Here is a 21,350-nt window from a genome sequence, read left to right as displayed (position 1 = left end):
AGGGGTTCAAGCACTCCTCCACTCCCAGTGAAGATGTCCGGCGGCGACCTACTCTCCCACACCCTCCCGAGTGCAGTACCATCGGCGCAATCGAGCTTAGCTTCCGGGTTCGGAATGGAACCGGGCGTTTCCTCGACGCTATGACCGCCGTAACACGATGAGACAACCAGCCACTCCAGAACCAGACACACCCCCACAAACGAGTGATCCAGCTCCGAGGAGTTGTTTCCCAAGAACCGCACAGTGGACGCAAACACACACGCAAACAATAGTGTTGAAGTAAGTCATCGGCCATTAGTACCAGTCAGCTCCACACATTACTGCGCTTCCACATCTGGCCTATCAACCCAGTCATCTACTGGGGGCCTCCCACACCAAAAGGTGCACGGATATCTCATCTCGAAGCAGGCTTCCCGCTTAGATGCTTTCAGCGGTTATCCCTTCCCGACGTAGCCAACCAGCCATGCCCTTGGCAGAACAACTGGCACACCAGAGGTCAGTCCATCCCGGTCCTCTCGTACTAGGGACAGGACTTCTCAAATATCCAACGCGCGCAGCGGATAGGGACCGAACTGTCTCACGACGTTCTAAACCCAGCTCGCGTACCGCTTTAATAGGCGAACAGCCTAACCCTTGGGACCAACTCCAGCCCCAGGATGCGACGAGCCGACATCGAGGTGCCAAACCATGCCGTCGATATGAGCTCTTGGGCAAGATCAGCCTGTTATCCCCGGGGTACCTTTTATCCGTTGAGCGACACCCATTCCACAATGAGGTGCCGGATCACTAGTTCCTGCTTTCGCACCTGCCCGACTTGTCAGTCTCGCAGTCAAGCTCCCTTGTGCACTTACACTCAACACCTGATTGCCAACCAGGCTGAGGGAACCTTTGAGCGCCTCCGTTACTCTTTAGGAGGCAACCGCCCCAGTTAAACTACCCATCAGACACTGTCCCTGATCCGGATCACGGACCGAGGTTAGGAATCCAGAACGACCAGAGTGGTATTTCAACAACGACTCCACACTCACTGGCGTGAATGCTTCCCAGTCTCCCACCTATCCTACACAAGCCGTCCCGAACACCAATATCAAACTATAGTAAAGGTCCCGGGGTCTTTCCGTCCTGCTGCGCGTAACGAGCATCTTTACTCGTAATGCAATTTCGCCGAGTTCGCGGTTGAGACAGTGGAGAAGTCGTTACGCCATTCGTGCAGGTCGGAACTTACCCGACAAGGAATTTCGCTACCTTAGGATGGTTATAGTTACCACCGCCGTTTACTGGGGCTTAAATTCTCAGCTTCGAACCCCGAAGGGCTCTAACCGGTCCTCTTAACCTTCCAGCACCGGGCAGGCGTCAGTCCGTATACAGCGTCTTACGACTTCGCACGGACCTGTGTTTTTAGTAAACAGTCGCTTCTCCCTGGTCTCTGCGGCCCTCACCGCTCTCACGGATAGGGCCCCCCTTCTCCCGAAGTTACGGGGGCATTTTGCCGAGTTCCTTAACCACGATTCTCTCGAACGCCTCGGTATTCTCTACCTGATCACCTGAGTCGGTTTAGGGTACGGGCGACCGTATTCGTCACGCCGGAACTTTTCTTGGCAGTACAGGATCACTCACCTACGCCCATACGGGATCCCCATCACGTCTCACCCTCAAGGCCCCAGCATTACCCGGGGCCGGGCTGCACGCTTAGACGGACTATTCCATTAAGTCCGCGGAAGCTACCTCTCTGCGTCATCCCATGCGCTGACCTACTACAACCTTGGTTCCCAGCCTCACCACCAACCCCACCCCGAAGGGTGAAGAGACGGCTCGGGTGGTTAGCATCGACTGCCTCGGTATGGGTCCTCCTACGATCGGTTCGGGAATATCAACCCGATGTCCATCGACTACGCCTGTCGGCCTCGCCTTAGGTCCCGACTAACCCAGGGCGGATAAACCTGGCCCTGGAACCCTTGATCAATCGGCGGACGGGTTTCTCACCCGTCTTTCGCTACTCATGCCTGCATTCTCACTCGTACAGCCTCCACCACTGGGTTCCCCCGCAGCTTCGCTGGCTGTACGACGCTCCCCTACCCACCCCAGTACAAGACCGGAGTGACACAGCTTCGGCGGTGTGCTTGAGCCCCGCTAAATTGTCGGCGCAGAATCACTTGACCAGTGAGCTATTACGCACTCTTTCAAGGGTGGCTGCTTCTAAGCCAACCTCCTGGTTGTCTCAGCAACTCCACATCCTTTTCCACTTAGCACACGCTTAGGGGCCTTAGCTGATGTTCTGGGCTGTTTCCCTCTCGACTATGAAGCTTATCCCCCACAGTCTCACTGCTACGCTCTCACGTACCGGCATTCGGAGTTTGGCTAAGGTCAGTAACCCGGTGGGGCCCATCGCCTATCCAGTGCTCTACCTCCGGCACGAAACACGTAACGCTGCACCTAAATGCATTTCGGGGAGAACCAGCTATCACGAAGTTTGATTGGCCTTTCACCCCTATCCACAGGTCATCCCCTCCATTTTCAACTGAAGTGGGTTCGCGCCTCCACGCGGTCTTACCCGCGCTTCACACTGCCCATGGATAGATCACTTCGCTTCGGGTCTAGAGCCGGCGACTGAACGCCCCGTTCAGACTCGCTTTCGCTACGGCTACCCCACACGGGTTAACCTCGCCACCGACCACTAACTCGCAGGCTCATTCTTCAAAAGGCACGCCGTCACCCCTAAAGGCTCCGACGGATTGTAAGCACACGGTTTCAGGTACTATTTCACTCCCCTCCCGGGGTGCTTTTCACCTTTCCCTCACGGTACTTGTCCGCTATCGGTCAAGAGGTAGTATTCAGGCTTACCAGGTGGTCCTGGCAGATTCACACCGGATTTCACGGGCCCGGTGCTACTCGGGAACAGCATCACGCCGCACATCGATTTCGTCTACGGGGGTCACACCCTCTACGCCGTCGCACTCACCACGACTTCGACTACCGCTGCACGTCCACGCCGAACTGCCGGCAGACAGTTCTGATACGTCCCACAACCCCCAACCTGCAACCCCTGCCGGGTATCACACAGACCAGGTTTAGCCACCATCCGCTTTCGCTCGCCACTACTCACGGAATCACTATTGTTTTCTCTTCCTGCGGGTACTGAGATGTTTCACTTCCCCGCGTTCCCTCCACACCACCTATACATTCAGTGGCGGGTACCACGACATGACTCGTGGTGGGTTTCCCCATTCGGACATCCTCGGATCACAGTTCGGTTGTCAACTCCCCGAGGCTTAACGCAGACTCCCACGTCCTTCGTCGGCTCCTCTTGCCAAGGCATCCACCGTGCGCCCTTTAAAACTTACGGCAACACAAAGACACAATGTCAATAAAAATTGCTTACAAGATGCTCGCGTCCACTATGCAGTTCTCAAGAAACAACCCCACACCAACACCACCTACGCATTCGCGCCAAGCAGCATCAGGGAGGACCAGCCACACACCCCCACAACGCCCTTCCAAAGAAGGGCCCGTCGGGGCTGCGTGCAGCCTCACAACCCAATAGCGTGTCTCCACCTCAAACCCACCGGCCATTCCCGTTCCAGACCCCGAAAGGTCGTACTAGAAGACATCGCCGGCAAGCGAAGTGCCCATTCGTTGATGTTCCACCCTTGAGCAACCACCCCCACCACACTCGGGCAGGCAGATGGCCACCATAATTGGTGATGCTCCTTAGAAAGGAGGTGATCCAGCCGCACCTTCCGGTACGGCTACCTTGTTACGACTTAGTCCCAATCACCGATCCCACCTTCGACAGCTCCCTCACGAGGATGGGCCACTGGCTTCGGGTGTTACCGACTTTCGTGACTTGACGGGCGGTGTGTACAAGGCCCGGGAACGTATTCACCGCAGCGTTGCTGATCTGCGATTACTAGCGACTCCGACTTCATGGGGTCGAGTTGCAGACCCCAATCCGAACTGAGGCCGGCTTTTTGGGATTCGCTCCACCTCACAGTTTCGCAACCCATTGTACCGACCATTGTAGCATGCTTGAAGCCCAAGACATAAGGGGCATGATGATTTGACGTCGTCCCCACCTTCCTCCGAGTTGACCCCGGCAGTCTCCTATGAGTCCCCACCATCACGTGCTGGCAACATAGAACAAGGGTTGCGCTCGTTGCGGGACTTAACCCAACATCTCACGACACGAGCTGACGACAACCATGCACCACCTGTGCACCAGTCCGAAGAAAACCCCATCTCTGGAGTCGTCCGGTGCATGTCAAGCCTTGGTAAGGTTCTTCGCGTTGCATCGAATTAATCAGCATGCTCCGCCGCTTGTGCGGGCCCCCGTCAATTCCTTTGAGTTTTAGCCTTGCGGCCGTACTCCCCAGGCGGGGCACTTAATGCGTTAGCTACGACGCGGAAAACGTGGAATGTCCCCCACATCTAGTGCCCAACGTTTACGGCATGGACTACCAGGGTATCTAATCCTGTTCGCTACCCATGCTTTCGCTTCTCAGTGTCAGTAATGGCCCAGAGACCTGCCTTCGCCATCGGTGTTCTTCCTGATATCTGCGCATTTCACCGCTACACCAGGAGTTCCAGTCTCCCCTACCACACTCTAGCCTGCCCGTACCCACCGCACGCCCGAGGTTGAGCCTCGGGTTTTCACGGCAGACGCGACAAGCCACCTACAAGCTCTTTACGCCCAATAATTCCGGACAACGCTTGCGCCCTACGTATTACCGCGGCTGCTGGCACGTAGTTAGCCGGCGCTTCTTCTGCAGGTACCGTCACTCTCGCTTCTTCCCTACTGAAAGAGGTTTACAACCCGAAGGCCGTCATCCCTCACGCGGCGTCGCTGCATCAGGCTTTCGCCCATTGTGCAATATTCCCCACTGCTGCCTCCCGTAGGAGTCTGGGCCGTGTCTCAGTCCCAGTGTGGCCGGTCGCCCTCTCAGGCCGGCTACCCGTCATCGTCTTGGTGAGCCATTACCTCACCAACAAACTGATAGGCCGCGAGTCCATCCCCCACCGATAAATCTTTCCAACCCCCGCCATGCGACAAGGATTCATATCCGGTATTAGCCACGATTTCCCGAGGTTATCCCGAAGTGGAGGGCAGGTTACTCACGTGTTACTCACCCGTTCGCCACTAATCAGACCGTGCAAGCACGGTCGTCATCGTTCGACTTGCATGTGTTAAGCACGCCGCCAGCGTTCGTCCTGAGCCAGGATCAAACTCTCCATGAAAAAACATGAAAAACAGTATCCTGACAATAGAAACAAACAACCAGCATATAACTGCTGTATCATCCGTTAAAAATTGCCATTCAAAATAATGGCATCAACAAACAGACACGCTATTGAGATATCAAGCAACACGCGCACATCGTCATCTCCCCGTTGCTGCGGTTCGAGTCAGAGGCTCGGAGGCGCCGGCGGGATTCCCGTCCGACCGAAGTTCGCTTCGTCGTTCCGGCGCGAGTCACTACTCTAGCAGTTCTTCGCGGCCCTTCACAACTCCGCTCCGTGTGGTCCCGGTCTCGTCCGGATCGACTCGCGATCCTTCCTCGACCAGCACTCACGGCTGCCGAGCCGGTCTCCCGGTCCAGCAGTCCGCTGCGACGTCGCTTCCACTCCGTTCCGGTGACTCCCGCTGGGAGGCTCTCGGTCCTTCGTGTCTGCGTCCTCGCTGCTGACAAGAAAGAACATTACGGGTCTCCCGGAGCGCCGTCAAACCCGGAAGTTCGACTCCCGTTCATCTCGGAATCCGGGTAAAACTCCAGGTCAACCCCACTATTGGGCGGCCGGGAAAGCGCTCGTTCATCCGGATGTGACCCACGCTTGAGAGGGGCATCACCGAGGCTTCTCGTCGGCTTGACACTTTCTGCTCGCGTCGCGTACTCGCGGGCGCGTCGTTCTCTTCAGATACGTCTTCCACTTCAGAGACGGCTTCTCCCCCGGGTACGCCTTGCCCGAGCGTGCACGACGTCGCCCGCAGTCACGCCGTCCGCGCGGGCACGCGCTCCACTCCCGCGCCCTCTCCCCCGCACGTCCCTCCTCCGCACGCCACCGTCCCGGCCGACGCGTGAGAACGACTCGAGCCCCGTACCCTGCCGAGGGGCAGTGCACGGGGCTCGAGCTCAGGGTGTGGGACCGATCAGCCGTGGAGGCGGACCATCGCGACGTTCTTGCGTCCGCGGCGCAGGAGCAGATGTCTGCCCGGCAGCGGAGCGAAGTCGCCGGCCTCGCGGGCGAGATCCTCGGCGCTGACCTTCTCGCCGTTGACCGAGAGCCCACCGCTGCTCGCGTCACGGCGGGCCGCACCCTTCGAGGCGGCGATACCGGCCTCGACGAACGCATCGACCAGTGCCGTGCCGGTGGAGATCTCCGCGCCCGGCAGCTCGCGGGCGATCGCTTGGATCGTGGGCTCGTCGAGCTCACGCACATCCCCTCGGCCGAAGAGCACGGCCGCTGCGGACTTCGCCTGGGCGGTGGCCTGCGCGCCGTGGACCATCGTGGTGATCTCGTCGGCCAGCAGCTTCTGCGCCGCCCGCTCGTGCGAGGCGACCTCGGTCGCGTGCTCGAGCTCGGCGATCTCCTCCTGGGTGCGGAAGGTGAAGTACTTCAGGTAGTTCACGACGTCCGCGTCGGCCGCGTTGAGCCAGAACTGGTGGAAGGCGTACGGGCTGGTGAGCTCCGCATCCAGCCAGACCGCTCCGCCCTCGCTCTTGCCGAACTTGGTGCCGTCCGCCTTCGTGACCAGGGGTGTGGTCAGGGCGTGGACGTCGTGGCCCTCGACCTTGTGGATGAGATCCACGCCCGCGAGCAGGTTCCCCCACTGGTCGTTGCCCCCGTACTGGAGGGAGACGCCGTGACGGCGGTGCAGCTCGAGGTAGTCGATGCCCTGGAGCACCTGGTAGCTGAACTCGGTGTAGCTGATGCCCTCGTCGCTCTGCAGACGCCGGGCGACAGTGTCCTTGGCGAGCATGGTGCCCATGCGGAAGTGCTTGCCCATGTCCCGCAGGAAGTCCAGGGCGCTCATCTGCCCGATCCAGTCGAGGTTGTTCACCAACCTCACGGCGTAGTCGCCCTCGAGATCGAGGAAGCGGGAGATCTGTCCGCGCAGGCTCTCCACCCAGGTCTGCACGATCTCGGCGTCGTTGAGCACCCGCTCGCCCGACATCCTCGGGTCACCGATCAGGCCGGTGGCCCCGCCGACGAGCGCGTACGGGTGATGGCCGGCCAGCTGCAGCCGGCGCATGGTGAGCACCTGCGTCAGGTGGCCGACGTGCAGCGAGGCCGCCGTCGGGTCGAAGCCGCAATACAGGCTGATCGGTCCGTCCGCCAGAGCGCTGCCGAGCGCCTCGCGCCCGGTGGTCTGCACGACGAGTCCTCGCCAGGCGAGCTCGTCCAGGACGGAATGCATCGATCGTTTCCTCTCGGAGGGGCACAGGGTGCCGATGGTCCGGTCGCGACGGACCGGGATGGGGCCCCGGCAGTGGCGGGGAGGCCCTCCCCCTCAGTGCCGAGCGGACTCCTGCGCGAGGAGTCCGAGCGCCATTGTCACAGATCCGTGCACGGCACGGCATCTCGGCGTGACGGGTGGGACGCGCACGCCCCGTCCCGCGGGATCCGGGGAACGGGGCGTGCACGGCGCACAGGATCGCTCAGCGGTCGCGCGTGAACTCGCGCAGCGCGGCGATCGTGGCGGAGGCGGCGTCCTCCTGCTCGGCGACCCGGGACGGGGCTGTCCCGCCCTTGGCGTCGCGCGAGGCGATCGAGCCCTCGACCGAGAGCACCGAGCGGACCGAGCCGTCCAGGTGCTCGGAGATCGAGGCGAGCTCCTCGTCCGTGAGGTCCCACAGCTCCTTGTCCTGGGACTCGGCGACCTTCACGCAGGCTCCCGAGATCTCGTGGGCGCTGCGGAAGGGCACGCCGCGGCGAACCAGGTGATCGGCGATGTCGGTGGCGAGGGAGAAGCCCTGCGGGGCGAGCTCCGCCATCCGGTCGGTGTGGAAGACCAGCGTCGCCATCATCCCGGTGAACGCCGGCAGCACCAGATCCAGGGAGTCGACCTGGTCGAACACCGGCTCCTTGTCCTCCTGCAGGTCGCGGTTGTACGCGAGCGGGAGGGCCTTGAGCGTGGCCAGCAGACCCACCAGGTCACCGACGATCCGCCCGGCCTTGCCGCGAGCGAGCTCGGCGATGTCCGGGTTCTTCTTCTGCGGCATGATCGAGGAGCCGGTGGAGTAGGAGTCGTCCAGCGTGATGAAAGAGAACTCCTTGGTGTTCCACAGGATGATCTCCTCGGCCAGGCGCGACAGGTCGATGCCGATCATCGCGAGCACGAAGGAGAACTCGGCGGTGAGATCGCGCGAGGCGGTCCCGTCGATCGAGTTCCACACCGAGTCGGTGAAGCCGAGCTCGCGGGCGACGGCCTGCGGGTCCAGGCCGAGGCTCGAACCGGCCAGGGCGCCGGAGCCGTAGGGCGAGCTGTCGGCGCGGACGTCGAGATCCCGCAGGCGCTCCACGTCCCGCAGCAGCGGCCAGGCATGGGCCAGCAGGTGATGGCTCAGCAGCAGCGGCTGGGCGTGCTGGAGGTGGGTGCGTCCGGGCATGGGCGCGCCGTGCACCTCGCGGGCTCGAGCCACGAGCACGTCCACCAGGTCGAGCACCTGATCGCCGATCGCCCGCGACTGATCGCGGAGGAACAGGCGGATCAGGGTGGCGATCTGGTCGTTGCGGGAGCGACCCGCGCGCAGCTTCCCGCCGAGGTCGGGGCCGGCGCGCTCGATCAGGCCGCGCTCGAGGGCGGTGTGCACGTCCTCGTCGTCGGGCGCGGCGGTGAACTCGCCGGAGGCGACGTCGGCCGCAAGACGATCGAGCGCCTCCTGCATGCCGATGAGCTCCTCATCGGTGAGCAGACCGGCCGCGTGCAGCACGTTCGCGTGCGCCTTGGAGCCGCGCAGGTCGTACTGGGCCAGGCGCCAGTCGAAGTGCGTGGACACGGACAGCGCTGCCAGCGCGGACGCCGGACCGGAGCCGAAGCGTCCGCCCCACAGCGAGGCCTTCTCCTTCGCGGCCGACGGATCCCCGCTCTGCGCGGCCGGGTCCTGGCTCATGCCTGCCCCTCGGCGGCACCCAGGTCCTCACCGTTGCCGAAGGCGACGTCGCGGGCCGCGGCCTGCTTGGCGGCCAGGCCGTAGATGTCGATGAAGCCGCGGGCGCTGCCCTGGTCGAAGGTGTCGCCCTCGTCGTAGGTGGCGAGGTTGAAGTCGTACAGACCGGTCTCGGTGCGGCGACCGGTCACGGTGGCGCGGCCGCCGTGCAGGGTCATGCGGATGTCGCCGCTGACGTAGCGCTGGGTGTCCTCGATGAAGGCGTCCAGGGACTTCTTCAGCGGGGAGAACCACTGGCCGTCGTAGACCATCTCGGTCCAGCGGTCGCCCACGGTGCGCTTGAAGCGGGCCTGCTCGCGCTCGAGGGTGACGCGCTCGAGCTCCTGGTGGGCGGTGATCAGGGTCATCGCGCCGGGGGCCTCGTAGACCTCGCGGGACTTGATGCCCACCAGGCGGTCCTCGACGATGTCGATGCGGCCGATGCCCTGGGCGCCGGCGCGGGTGTTGAGCTCCTGGATGGCCTGGAGCGGGGTGACCGCACGGCCGTCGATCGCGACGGGGATGCCGCGCTCGAAGCTGATGACGACCTCGTCGGCGACCGGCGGGAAGGCGGGGTCGTCGGTGTAGCTGAAGACGTCCTTGGTGGGCTCGTTCCAGATGTCCTCGAGGAAGCCGGTCTCGATGGCGCGGCCCCAGACGTTCTGGTCGATCGAGAAGGGGTTGTGCTTGGTGGTCTCGATGGGCAGGCCCTTGCGCTCGGCGTACTCGATCGCCTTGTCGCGGGTCAGCGCGAGGTCGCGCACCGGGGCGATGCACTTGAGCTCGGGGGCGAGCGAGGTGATCGAGACCTCGAAGCGCACCTGGTCGTTGCCCTTGCCGGTGCAGCCGTGGGCGACAGTCGAGGCGCCGTAGCGCTTGGCGGCCTTGACCAGGTGCTTGGTGATCACCGGGCGGGAGATCGCCGAGACGTTCGGGTAGGCGTCCATGTACAGGGAGTTCGCCTTGAGCGCGGGCATGCAGTACTCGTTCGCGAACTCGTCGCGGGCATCGGCCACGTAGGCCTCCACGGCGCCGCAGTCCAGGGCGCGCTGGCGGATGACCTCGAGGTCCTCACCACCCTGGCCCACGTCCACCGCGCAGGCGATGACGTCGGCGCCGGTGGCGTCGTGGATCCAGCCGATGGCGACGGAGGTGTCGAGGCCGCCGGAGTAGGCGAGGACGATCTTTTCGGTCACGGGTGATGCTCCTAGTCGTGGGTCACGGGGTGGTGTGTCGGGTTCGGCGGGGCCGGTGCCCGGAGGTCGTGCGGTCAGGGTCAGGCGCTGCGGGGTGCGTCGGGAAGGGTCGGGTCGGCCAAGTCGCGCCGGCCCTCGGCGAGATCGAGCAGGCGCTCGGCCAGTCGATCCCCGCCGGCGGGGTCCCGGGCCACCAGCAGCACGGTGTCGTCGCCAGCGATCGTACCGAGGACGTCCGGCATCACGGAGCGGTCCATGGCCGAGGCGAGATACTGCGCACCTCCGGGCGGTGTGCGCACCACCACGAGGTTGCCGCTCGCCTCGGCGGAGACCAGCAGCCCCTCCGCCAGGCGCGGCAGGCGCGCCTCGAGGAGCTCGTTCTCGGCCGAGGGGCCCGCGGGGCGCGGGGACCCGCCCTCCGGGGGCAGGCGGTAGACGAGGCTGCCCGCGGAGCCGCGGATCTTCTCCGCCTGCAGCTCCACCAGGTCCCGGGAGAGGGTGGCCTGGGTGACCTCGATGCCCTCGGCGGTCAGCAGCTGCGCGAGCTGCGACTGGGAGGAGACCTCCTGGCGGGTGAGGAGCTGGACGATGCGCTGCTGGCGGGAGGTCTTGGTCTGGGCGAGCGCGCGGCGGGACTCGTTCATCGTCGCTCCCCCACCGGGCGCGCCTGCTCGGCGGTGGCCTGATCCGGGTGCTCGAGCAGCCAGGTCAGCAGCGCCTTCTGGGCGTGGAGGCGGTTCTCCGCCTCGTCCCAGACCACGGAGGCGGGACCGTCGATCACCTCGGAGGTGACCTCCTTGCCGCGGTAGGCGGGCAGGCAGTGCAGGAAGATCCCGCCGGAGAGCTCCATCAGCTCCTCGGTGACCTGGAAGGGGGCGAAGGTCTCCTCGCCGCGGCCTCCCTCGCCCTCCTGACCCATCGAGACCCAGGTGTCGGTGATGACGGCGGTCGCGCCGGTAGCGGCTGCGCGCGGGTCATCGGTGAGGGTGACCGAGCCGCCGGTGCGCTCGGCGATCGCGCGGGCGTCGGCCACGATCTGCGGATCCGGCCGGTGGGAGGCGGGCGAAGCGATGCGCACGTCCATCCCGGCGGTGACGCCGCCGAGGAGGTAGGAGTGGGCCATGTTGTTGGCGCCGTCGCCGAGGTAGGCCAGGGAGCGGCCGGCGAGCGCGGCGTCCCCTTCGGCCAGGCCCCCGGTGTGCTGGGCGATGGTCTGCAGGTCGGCGAGGATCTGGCAGGGGTGGAACTCGTCGGTCAGGGCGTTGACCACGGGCACGCTCGAGTGCGCGGCCATCTCCTGGATCCGCTCCTGCCCGAAGGTGCGCCACACGATCGCGGAGACCATGCGGGTGAGCACTCGCGTGGTGTCCGCGATGGACTCGCCGCGGCCCAGCTGGCTCGAGGCCGCCTCGAGCACGAGGGGGCTGCCGCCGAGCTCGGCGACGCCGGTCGCGAAGGAGACGCGGGTGCGGGTGGAGGACTTGTCGAACATGATCGCGACCGTGCGGGGGCCCTCGAGGGGGCGCTTGGCGAAGCGGTCCTCGCCGAGCGCGAGCGCGAGGGAGAGGACCTCCTTCTGCTCGGCGGGGCTGAGGTCGTCATCGCGCAGGAAGTGGCGGGGCATCTCAGTTCTCTCCTTCGGGCGCGACGGCCTCGAGCAGGGCGGGCAGGGCGGCGGTGAAGGTGGCCAGCTGCGCCGGGGTGATCACCAGCGGGGGTGCGAGGCGCAGCGTGGTGGGGTTCGGGGCGTTGACGATGAAGCCCGCCTCGAGGGCGGCGGCCGCGAGCTGCGGCGCGACCGGGGCGTTCAGCCCGATGCCGAGCAGCAGGCCGGCGCCGCGCACCTCCTGGATCAGGGGGTGCGCGAGGCCCAGCAGCTCGCGGGTGAGCTCCTCGCCCACGTCGCGGACGTGCGTGAGCAGACCCTCCTCGAGGATCGTGCCGATCACGGCGAGACCGGCGGCCGCGGCGATCGGGTTGCCGCCGAAGGTGGTGCCGTGCTGGCCGGGCTGCAGCAGATCATGGGTGTGCTGCCCGAAGCTGATCACGGCGCCGATCGGGAAGCCGCCGCCCAGTCCCTTGGCAAGGGTCATCACGTCGGGCTGGAGCCCCTCGATCGCCTGGTGGGCGAACCAGTGCCCGGTGCGGCCGATGCCGGTCTGGACCTCGTCGAGGATCAGCAGGGTGCCGTGCTCGCGGGTGAGGCGGCGCAGCGCCCGCAGGTAGTCGGGGTCCAGGGCGCGCACCCCGGCCTCGCCCTGGATGGGCTCGGCGAACACGGCGGCCACGTCCCCGGGCGCGAGGGCGTTCGCGAGGGCCTGCTCGTCACCGACCTCGAGGAACTCGACACCTCCGGCCAGCGGCTCGAAGGGGGCGCGATAGGCCTCCTTCGAGGTGAGGGCGAGGGCGCCCATGGTGCGGCCGTGGAAGGAGTCCTGCAGCGCGAGGATGCGGGGGCGCCCGGTGCGGCGCGCGATCTTGAACGCCGCTTCGTTGGCCTCGGTGCCGGAGTTCGCGAAGAACACCCCGGAGCCGGCCGGGGCGTCGGCGAGCTCGAGCAGCTTCTCGGCGAGCTCGATCTGCGGGGCGGAGGCGAAGAAGTTCGAGACGTGCCCGAGGGTCTCGGCCTGCTTGGAGATCGCCGAGAGCAGGGCGGGGTGGGCGTGGCCGAGGGAGTTCACCGCGATCCCGGCGAGCAGGTCGAGGTACTGCTTCCCGTCGGTGTCCCACACGTGCACGCCCTCGCCGCGGGCGAGCACCCGCTGCGGGGTGCCGAACACGGGCAGCAGCGCCCGGCCGTAGCGGTCGGCGAGCTCGTGGCTGCGATCCTGATCAGACATAGTCGTCCCTCCTCACCATCGTGCCCACGCCCTTGGTGGTGAACACCTCCAGCAGCACCGCGTGCTCGATGCGGCCATCGATCATCGCCGCCGTGCGCACTCCGGCGTCCACGGCACCCAGCAGCGCCTCGGCCTTCGGGATCATCCCGGCGGTGAGGCCGGGCAGCATCTGGCGCAGCTCCGAGGCGGAGATCTCGGGGATCAGCGAGGCGCGGTCGGGCCAGTCGCGGTAGAGGCCCTCCACATCGGTGAGCATCACGAGCTTCTCGGCGTCGAGCCCTTCGGCGAGCGCCGCGGCGGCGAGGTCGGCGTTGATGTTGAGCACCTCGCCGGTGGGGTTGCCGTCGGCGTCCAGCTCGGGGGCGATCGAGGAGATCACGGGGATGCGCCCGGCCTCGAGCAGGTCGCTGATCCCGGCGATGCTGACGCCCTCGACCGCGCCCACGTGGCCGAGGTCCACCTCCTCGCCGTCCACCACGGTGCCGCGACGGGTGGCGCTGAACAGGCGGCCGTCCTCGCCGGACATCCCGATCGCGAAGGGTCCGTGGTGGTTGATCATGCCCACCAGCTCGCGGCCCACCTGGCCCACCAGCACCATGCGCACGATCTCCATCGTCTCCGCGTCGGTGACGCGCAGCCCGCCGCGGAAGGTGGACTCCTTGCCCACGCGCTCGAGCATGGCGTTGATCTGCGGGCCGCCGCCGTGGACGACGACCACGTGGATGCCGGCCAGGCGCATGAAGACGATGTCGGCGGCGAAGCCGCGGCGCAGCTCGTCGTCGACCATGGCGTTGCCGCCGTACTTGACCACCACGATCTTGCCGCGGAAGCGCTGCATCCAGGGCATGGCCTCGATCAGCACCTCGGACTTCTCGCGCGCCTCGGTGCGGGCGGCGTCGAGCTGGGCGAGGGGGTTCTTGCCGACGAGTGGGCCGTCGTCGGCCGCTGCGGCGGCGGGGCCCGAAGGGGGTGAGGTGCTCATGAGGAGTAGGCGCTGTTCTCTTCGACGTAGTCGTGGGTGAGGTCGTTGGTCCAGATGTCTCCGGTGGCGTCGCCGGCGCCGAGGTCCACCTCGATGAGGGTCTCGCGCGGGGTCATGTCCACCTCGGAGCGGTCGCGATGGGCGCCGCCCGCACGGCACACCTCGACGCCGTTGACGGTGACCGAGAGGTCCGCCACGTCGAACGGTGCGACGTGCTCGGGCACGCACCCGGCGGCGGCGACGATGCGGCCCCAGTTGGGGTCGTTGCCGAAGATCGCGGCCTTGACGAGGTTGGAGCGGGCGATCTCGCGGGCCACCGCGAGGGCGGCCTCCTCGGTGGTCGCCGAGCGCACGATCACGTGGACGTCGTGGCTGGCGCCCTCGGCGTCGGCGACCAGCTGGCGCGCCAGGTCGGCGCTGACGGCGCGCACCGCTTCGGTGAGCTCCTCGAGCTCGGGGGCGATGCCGCTCGCGCCGGAGGCCAGCAGGATCACGGTGTCGTTGGTGGACATGCAGGCGTCGGAGTCGACGCGGTCGAAGGTGGTGCGGGTGGCGGCGCGCAGGGCCGCATCGGCGGTGGCGGCGTCGATGTCCGCGTCGGTGGTGAGCACCACGAGCATGGTCGCGAGCTGGGGCGCGAGCATGCCCGCGCCCTTGGCGATGCCGCCGACGGTGATGCCGGAGGCGGTGGTGGCCTCGGCGGTCTTCGGCACGGTGTCGGTGGTCATGATCGCGCGGGCGCTCGAGGCGTCGGCCTCGGCACCTGCGGCGAGCTGGCCGATCGCGGTGGTGATGCCGGTCAGCAGAGGCTCCATGGGGAGGCGCTCCCCGATCAGGCCGGTGGAGCAGACCAGCACGTCCTGCGCGGACGCCTCGAGCTCGGCGGCGAGGTGCTCCGCGGTGCGGTGGGTGTCAGCGAAGCCCTCGGGGCCGGTGCAGGCGTTGGCGCCGCCGGAGTTGAGCACGACGGCGCGGGCGCGGCCGTCGGCGACGGCCTGGCGCGACCAGAGAACGGGGGCGGCCTGGACCCGGTTGGCGGTGAACACGGCGGCGGCGGTGTCGCGGGGGCCGTCGTTGACGATGACGGCGAGGTCGTGCGCGCCGGTGGTCTTGATGCCGGCGGCGAGGCCGACGGCGCGGAATCCGCTCGGACGGGTGAGGGACACGGGTGCTCCTGGAAGGGCTGGGAGGTGGGTCTCGGCGGTGCGGGACGAGGTCAGGGGGCCAGAGCGGTGCGGGTCAGGCCCGTGGTCTCGGGGAGGCCGAGGGCGAGGTTCATCGACTGGAGCGCCGCCCCGGCGGTGCCCTTGACGAGGTTGTCGAGGGCGGAGATGACGGTGGCCTGGCCGCTGCGGTGATCGACCGCGGCGCCGATGCGCAGGGTGTTCGCGCCGGTCACCTCGCCGGTCGCGGGGAAGCGGCCCTCGGGCAGCACGGTGACGAAGTGCTCGTCCGCGTAGTCCGCCTGCAGGGCGTCCAGCAGACCGGCGGTGGTGGTGCCCTCGGCCACGGGGGCGGTGCACACGGCGAGGATGCCGCGGCTCATCGGCACCAGCACGGGAGTGAAGCCGAGCTTCTGGCCGTCCTGCCCGGTGGCGCGGCGCAGGTTCTGCAGCACCTCAGGGACGTGGCGGTGAGTGCCGCCGACGGCGTAGGGGGCTGCGGTCCCGGAGGCCTCGGAGAACATCAGGTGCTGCTTGGCGGCGCGCCCCGCCCCGGAGTAGCCCACAGGCAGCACGGCGCTGAGCTGCGCGGCATCCACCAGCCCGGCGCGCACGAGGGGCGCGAGGGCGAGGGTGACGGCGGTGGCGTTGCAGCCGGGCACCGCGATCTCGCGAGCACCGACGAGCAGGTCGCGCTGGCGGGTGCCATCGGCCAGCGGGAGCTCGGGCATGCCGTAGGTCCAGGTGCCGGAGTGCTCGCTGCCGTAGTAGTCCCGCCAGTCCTCGGCGCTCTCGAGGCGGTGGTCCGCCCCGAGGTCCAGCACCAGCACGTCCGGGTCCTCGGCGCGCAGGGCGGCGGCGATCTGCCCGGACTGCCCGTGGGGCAGGGCCAGGACCACCACGTCGTGCCCGCGCAGTGTCTCCACGCCCGTCTCCTCGAGCACCGGATCACGCCCGAGGTCGATGTGGGGAGCGACCTCGCTGAGGTGCTTCCCGGCGCTCGAATGGGCGGCGACGGTGGTGACCTCGACCCCCGGATGGCCCGCGAGCAGGCGCAGGGTCTCCCCGCCGGCGTAGCCCGAGGCGCCGACGACGGCGAGGCGGGGGCGAGGCGCCGAGGACTGCGACGCAGGGACACCGAGATCGCGTGAAGAGGACATGACGGAAGTATATACAGCGCCCTGTATGAACAGCCAGTCCAATCGCCACGGGATGTCCCGTCACCCGCGCCCCGGCAGCGCCGCCCTGAGGGAAGGCCGCGAATGCTACGGTTGAAAACTCATCTATTCGGGGCTGTGAAAGCCCTGCAGGAGGTAGCTGTGAAGGACTTTTTCATGGGGGAACCGTCGCCCGGGATGATCGACTGGACGACGATGCCGACGTACAACACGATCATGTCGCTCGCCGCCGGCGCCGGCCTGGTCGCACTGGTCCTCTTCGCGCGGGATCTACTGCGCCATCGCAGGGAGGACCCCGTCAGCACCGACGGCTGGGCGATGACATTCGGCGCGCTCGGCTCGATCCTCACGCTGACCGGCCTGCACATGAGCCTCACCTGGCCGCTGGCTGCCGGCGGCTTCGCCTTCGACAACGTCATCTTCGGAGAGACGAGCCTCGGCTTCGGCGTGCTGATGCTCGCCCTGGCCCTCTTCCTGTGGAAGCGCGGCGACCGGATCCTCGAGTCACCGAGGCCGGTGTCCGAGGTGGCTCGGGCCGCGCGCCCGCTCAGCATCTTCATCGCGGGTCTCGGGCTGGCGCTGCTGGCAATCATGTTCGCCGGCATCGTGTACCAGCTGTTCGCCGCGCCGCCCCAAGAGCCGATCTCCGGGGCATTCGCCGAGTGGCCCATCGTCGAGGCGATCTTCATGTCCCTGCTGTTCGGGCTGGTCGGCATCGGCGCGGTCCTCGCTCCCCTGTCGATCCGCTCCTTCGCGAGCCTCCCCTCGAGCGCCGGGGAGGACCCGTCGATCCGGGTCCCGACCCTCGCCAAGGTCGTCGGCGTGCTCTGGCTGGTGACCGGGATCGTCTTCGTCCTGTTCGGCGCGATGAACTTCTACACCCACATCGGTCTGATCGTGAACACGATGTGACGCCGTAGGCCCCTGTCCGCGATGAGGGCGGCGTGGGAGCGCGAGAGGGGTGCAGCCGTTCGCTGCACCCCTCTCGCGCTCCCGATCACCGGCTCACCCGCGTGAAGTCCTCAGGACGAGGATCTCGCGCAGGACGGTCCGTCGCTCATGCCCTCAGCACGCCTCCGACGGCCGAAGCGACGGCGGCGATGCAGCGGCTGCGCGCCTGCCCGATCTGCTCCGCGGTCAGGGTGCCCTCGACCGAGCGCAGTCGCACCGCGAAGGCGAGGGACTTCTTCCCCTCGCCGATCTGCGCGCCGGTGAAGACGTCGAAGAGGTGAACGCTCTCGGCGAGGTCGCCGATGCCCACCACGATCGCCGCCTCGACGGCGGAGGCGGGGACGTCCTGGTCGACCACGAAGGCGAAGTCCTCCTTGGCGACCGGGTAGGTCGGCACCGGGGCGGCGGGTACCACGGCCGGGGCCGCGGCGATCAGCGCCTCGAGGTCGAGCTCGAAGGCGCTGGTGCGCGCCGGCAGGTCGAACTCCTTGACCACGGCGGGGTGCAGCTCACCGGCATGACCGATCACGGTGCTCTCCCCGTCGGCCGTGAGCACGCGCAGCTCACCGGCGCGGCCCGGATGGAAGGGGGCGTGCTCGATCTGGCGCACCTCGATCTGCGCGCCGACGGATGCCGCCGCGCGGCGGGCGAGCTCGAAGGCGTCGGCCCAGCCCCAGGGCGCGATCTCGCCCTGCCAGGAGTCCGGGCCCGAAGCGCCGCCCACCACGGCGGCGAGGCTGCGGAACTGGCGCGGCAGCGCGGCGAGGATCTCCTCGAGCTCGGCGTCCGAGGGACGCTGCGCCGCAGCGGGCACCGGGGCGCGGGCGCCCTCGGTGCTCGCCAGCGAGGTGGTGCCGAGCTGGAAGATCGCCACCGACTCCTCGCCGCGGCCCAGGTTCCGGCGGGCGACGGGCAGCAGAGTCTGCAGCAGCGAGCTGCGCATCAGCGGCTCGACGTCGGCCAGCGGGTTCAGCAGCCGCACCGCGGCGCGACGGGGATCGCCCGCCTCGTAGCGGAGCGCATCGAAGATGCCCTCGCCCACGAACGGGTAGGAGGTGACCTCGACCAGGCCCGCCTCGGCGAGAGCGCGGTTCGCGGCGCGGCGGGCGCGCTGGGCGCGGGTGAGACCGCGGCCGCCGGGAGCGGTGGGCAGGATCGAGGGGATCGTCTCGTAGCCGACCAGGCGGGCGATCTCCTCGATCAGGTCCTCACGGATGGCGAGGTCCGGGCGCCAGGTGGGCGGGGTGACCTGGAGCGTGCCCTCGGGACCGTCCTGCACCTGGCAGCCGATCTGCTGGAGACTTCCGCGCACCTGCTCGGCGGTGTAGGCGATGCCGACCACCCGCTCGGCGTCGCCGACGGGCAGCGAGATCGCCGCGGCCGAGGCCGGAAGGGCGCCCTCGTCGGTGACTGCCGCGGCGATCTCGCCGCCGCCGTGCTCGACGATCAGCTGGGCCGCGCGGTAGGCGGCCGCGAGCGGGAGCTGCGGGTCCACCCCGCGCTCGAAGCGCTTGGAGGCCTCGGAGGGAAGGCGGTGGCGGCGCGCGGTGCGGGCCACCGAGATCGGGTCGAAGGTCGCCGCCTCGAGCACGATGTTCGTGGTGGCGGCGGAGACCTCGGTGGACTCTCCGCCCATCACCCCGGCGAGGCCGAGGATGCGGGCGCCCTCGCCGCCGTCGCTGTCGGTGATCAGCAGGTCCTCGGGGTCGAGGGTGCGGGTGACGTCGTCGAGCGTGGTGAGCTTCTCGCCGGCGCGGGCGCGGCGCACCACGATCGGGGCCACCACCTTGTCCGCGTCGTAGGCGTGCAGCGGCTGGCCGAGGTCCAGCATCACGTAGTTGGTGACGTCCACGATCAGGGAGATCGGGCGCATACCGGCCAGGGTGAGGCGGCGGGCCATCCAGCGCGGGGTCTGCGCCGAGGGGTCCACACCGTTCACCTCGAGGGTGACGAAGCGCGAACAGCCGTCCGTGCCGCGCAGCGGTGCCTGGTCGCGCAGCTGCACGGCGGTACCGCCGGCGCCTGCCTGCGGGATCTCGACCTCGGTGACCGGGTCGGTGTAGGCGGCGCCGGTGGCGTGGGAGTACTCCCGGGCCACGCCGCGCATCGAGAAGCAGTAGCCGCGGTCCGGGGTCACGTTGATCTCGACGACCTCGTCGGCGAGGCCCAGCAGGGCGATCGCATCGTCCCCGGGCTCGCCGGTCAGGCCCTCGGCGTGGCCGCGGCCAAGCACGATGATGCCGTCCTCGCCCGAGGGGTCCTCGCCCAGGCCCAGCTCGTCGCCGGAGCAGATCATGCCGTCGGAGGTGTGGCCGTAGGTCCTGCGGGCGGCGATCGCGAAGTCGCCGGGCAGCACGGTGCCGGGCAGGGAGACGACCACCAGGTCACCTTCGACGAAGTTGTGGGCGCCGCAGATGATGCCGCGGGAGGGGCGCTCCTCACCGGGCTGGGGATCCTTGGGGTCGTCGGCGTCCTGGTTGTGCTCGGGGCCGACGTCCACGCGCACCCAGTTGATGGTCTTGCCGTTCTTCTGGGGCTCCTTGACGAGATCCAGCACGCGGCCGATGACCAGGGGTCCGGTCACCTGGGCGCCGAAGATCGTCTCCTCCTCGAGCCCGATGCGGGAGAGATCCGTGGCGACCTGCAGGGCGGAGACGTCAGCGGGCAGCTCGGTGTGCTCGGCGAGCCAGGTCAGGGGAATGCGGGGCATCTCAGATCTCCGTACCGTAGTGCTGGGAGAAGCGAACGTCGCCCTCCACGATGTCGCGCATGTCCGCCACTCCGTTGCGGAGCATCAGGATGCGCTCGATTCCGAGCCCGAAGGCGAAGCCCTGGTACTCCTCCGGGTCCACCCCGGCCGCGCGCAGCACGTTCGGGTGGACCATGCCGCAGCCGCCCATCTCGATCCAGCCGGTGCCGCCGCAGACCCGGCAGTTCGGGTCCGCGTCATGGTCCAGTCCCTCGCGCGCCTCGCAGCGGAAGCAGCGGAAGTCCATCTCGGCGCTGGGCTCGGTGAAGGGGAAGTGGTTGGGGCGCAGGCGGGTGATCGGCGCGCCGCCGAAGATGTGCGCGGCGAAGGCGTCGAGGGTGCCCACGAGGTTCGCCATGGTCAGGTCCTTGCCGATGGCGAGGCCCTCGACCTGATGGAACATGGGCGAGTGGGTCGCGTCGATCTCGTCGGCCCGGTAGACGGTGCCGGGGCAGGCCACGTACAAGGGTGCGCCGCGCTCGAGCATCGCGCGGATCTGCACGGGCGAGGTCTGGGTGCGCAGCAGCATGCCCGAGTCCTCGGGGGCGAGGTACAGGGTGTCCTGCATCGAGCGGGAGGGGTGCTCGGCATCGGCGTTCAGAGCGTCGAAGTTCAGCCACTCGGACTCGATCTCGGGGCCCTCGGCGATCTCCCAGCCGATGCCCACGAAGAAGTCGTTGATGCGGTCCTGCAGCACGGTCAGCGGGTGCGAGGCACCGCGGGGGCGCAGGTCGGTGGGGAGGGTGACGTCGACGGTCTCGGCGGCGAGTGCAGCCTCCTCCTCGGCGGCGGCGAGCTGCTGCTGGCGTGCGGCGAGCTCCTTCTGCACCCGGCCCTTGCTCTGTCCCACGAGCTTGCCGGCCGCGGCCTTCTGGTCCTTGGGCAGGTCCTTGATGGCGCGGTTCGCGCTCGAGAGCACGCTGGCATCACCCACGTGCTGGATGCGCACCTGCTTGAGCTCGTCGGTGGAGGCCGCCGCGGCGATCGCGGCGAGCGCGGCATCGACGGCGGCGCCGATGGTCGCCTCGTCGATGACCGGGGCGGGAGTCGGGGATGACTCGGACACGGGTATCGCTTTCGTCCGGGGGCAGAGGGGGCGCACAGGCCGGGGCACGGGCACCACGGGCCATTCTAGGAGGCCCCGCACC

The 21,350-nt window shown here is 67.5% G+C and carries 12 protein-coding genes and 3 rRNA genes; 1 reads left to right on the top strand and 14 read right to left on the bottom strand.

The features are described from left to right. Positions 1-35: 35 nt before the first annotated feature. The 12 genes from rrf to argC form a co-directional block, all read right to left on the bottom strand. A 5S ribosomal RNA gene (gene rrf, locus BN4251_RS06665) occupies positions 36-152 on the bottom strand. A 123-nt stretch (positions 153-275) separates the two neighbouring features. Beyond that, positions 276-3,343 (bottom strand): 23S ribosomal RNA (locus BN4251_RS06660). Between the two features lie 369 nt (positions 3,344-3,712). Then, positions 3,713-5,232 (bottom strand): 16S ribosomal RNA (locus BN4251_RS06655). Together the 16S, 23S and 5S rRNA genes form the textbook arrangement of a ribosomal RNA operon. Positions 5,233-6,142: 910 nt before the next feature. Then, a complete protein-coding gene (gene tyrS / locus BN4251_RS06650; RefSeq protein WP_087484322.1) occupies positions 6,143-7,411 on the bottom strand; it encodes a tyrosine--tRNA ligase in 1,269 nt (422 codons plus the stop codon). A gap of 241 nt (positions 7,412-7,652) precedes the next feature. Next, positions 7,653-9,107 (bottom strand): argininosuccinate lyase, encoded by a 1,455-nt coding sequence (gene argH / locus BN4251_RS06645; protein WP_087484321.1) that lies wholly within the window; start codon positions 9,105-9,107, stop codon positions 7,653-7,655. Then, positions 9,104-10,339, bottom strand: a complete 1,236-nt coding sequence (locus BN4251_RS06640; RefSeq protein ID WP_087484320.1) for an argininosuccinate synthase — start codon at positions 10,337-10,339, stop codon at positions 9,104-9,106. The genes argH and BN4251_RS06640 overlap by 4 nt, the downstream gene beginning before the upstream one ends. A gap of 80 nt (positions 10,340-10,419) precedes the next feature. Further along, a complete protein-coding gene (locus tag BN4251_RS06635; RefSeq protein ID WP_087484319.1) occupies positions 10,420-10,983 on the bottom strand; it encodes an arginine repressor in 564 nt (187 codons plus the stop codon). After that, the gene (argF, locus tag BN4251_RS06630; RefSeq protein WP_087484318.1) at positions 10,980-11,963 is read right to left on the bottom strand and encodes an ornithine carbamoyltransferase; all 984 of its coding nucleotides are present in this window, start codon (positions 11,961-11,963) and stop codon (positions 10,980-10,982) included. Before argF ends, BN4251_RS06635 begins: the two co-directional genes overlap by 4 nt. A 1-nt stretch (position 11,964) precedes the next feature. After that, the gene (locus BN4251_RS06625; protein ID WP_087484317.1) at positions 11,965-13,179 is read right to left on the bottom strand and encodes an acetylornithine transaminase; all 1,215 of its coding nucleotides are present in this window, start codon (positions 13,177-13,179) and stop codon (positions 11,965-11,967) included. Further along, complete coding sequence (gene argB / locus BN4251_RS06620; RefSeq protein ID WP_087484316.1) at positions 13,172-14,161, bottom strand: acetylglutamate kinase; 990 nt, start codon at positions 14,159-14,161, stop codon at positions 13,172-13,174. The genes BN4251_RS06625 and argB overlap by 8 nt, the downstream gene beginning before the upstream one ends. Beyond that, a complete protein-coding gene (gene argJ / locus BN4251_RS06615; protein WP_087484315.1) occupies positions 14,158-15,327 on the bottom strand; it encodes a bifunctional glutamate N-acetyltransferase/amino-acid acetyltransferase ArgJ in 1,170 nt (389 codons plus the stop codon). The genes argB and argJ overlap by 4 nt, the downstream gene beginning before the upstream one ends. Before the next feature lie 50 nt (positions 15,328-15,377). Beyond that, positions 15,378-16,484: an N-acetyl-gamma-glutamyl-phosphate reductase gene (argC, locus tag BN4251_RS06610; RefSeq protein ID WP_087484314.1), complete on the bottom strand. Its 1,107-nt coding sequence runs from the start codon at positions 16,482-16,484 to the stop codon at positions 15,378-15,380. Between the two features lie 174 nt (positions 16,485-16,658). Here argC and BN4251_RS06605 point away from each other — a divergent pair, with 174 nt between their 5' ends. Next, a complete protein-coding gene (locus tag BN4251_RS06605; protein WP_087484313.1) occupies positions 16,659-17,414 on the top strand; it encodes a DUF981 domain-containing protein in 756 nt (251 codons plus the stop codon). A 145-nt stretch (positions 17,415-17,559) separates the two neighbouring features. Here the strand turns inward: BN4251_RS06605 and pheT are convergent, their stop codons facing one another. Continuing rightward, on the bottom strand, positions 17,560-20,163 hold the full coding sequence (gene pheT, locus BN4251_RS06600; RefSeq protein ID WP_087484312.1) for a phenylalanine--tRNA ligase subunit beta: 2,604 nt from the start codon (positions 20,161-20,163) through the stop codon (positions 17,560-17,562). A 1-nt stretch (position 20,164) separates the two neighbouring features. Then, complete coding sequence (gene pheS, locus BN4251_RS06595) at positions 20,165-21,268, bottom strand: phenylalanine--tRNA ligase subunit alpha (RefSeq protein WP_087484311.1); 1,104 nt, start codon at positions 21,266-21,268, stop codon at positions 20,165-20,167. Positions 21,269-21,350: the final 82 nt, after the last annotated feature.

It is taken from the genome of Brachybacterium massiliense, from assembly GCF_900184245.1.
Taxonomy (GTDB): Bacteria; Actinomycetota; Actinomycetes; order Actinomycetales; family Dermabacteraceae; genus Brachybacterium; species Brachybacterium massiliense.
The sequence above is the reverse complement of the archived record's forward strand: the minus strand, read 5'-3'. Positions and strand labels throughout refer to the sequence as shown.

Coding starts and splice junctions, on each gene's coding strand:
- pheT (WP_087484312.1), bottom strand. CDS start 20,163: ATGCCCCGCATTCCCCTGACCTGGCTCGCCGAGCACACCGAGCTGCCC.
- BN4251_RS06605 (WP_087484313.1), top strand. CDS start 16,659: ATGGGGGAACCGTCGCCCGGGATGATCGACTGGACGACGATGCCGACG.
- argF (WP_087484318.1), bottom strand. CDS start 11,963: ATGCCCCGCCACTTCCTGCGCGATGACGACCTCAGCCCCGCCGAGCAG.
- argB (WP_087484316.1), bottom strand. CDS start 14,161: ATGAGCACCTCACCCCCTTCGGGCCCCGCCGCCGCAGCGGCCGACGAC.
- argH (WP_087484321.1), bottom strand. CDS start 9,107: ATGAGCCAGGACCCGGCCGCGCAGAGCGGGGATCCGTCGGCCGCGAAG.
- tyrS (WP_087484322.1), bottom strand. CDS start 7,411: ATGCATTCCGTCCTGGACGAGCTCGCCTGGCGAGGACTCGTCGTGCAG.
- BN4251_RS06635 (WP_087484319.1), bottom strand. CDS start 10,983: ATGAACGAGTCCCGCCGCGCGCTCGCCCAGACCAAGACCTCCCGCCAG.
- BN4251_RS06625 (WP_087484317.1), bottom strand. CDS start 13,179: ATGTCTGATCAGGATCGCAGCCACGAGCTCGCCGACCGCTACGGCCGG.
- argC (WP_087484314.1), bottom strand. CDS start 16,484: ATGTCCTCTTCACGCGATCTCGGTGTCCCTGCGTCGCAGTCCTCGGCG.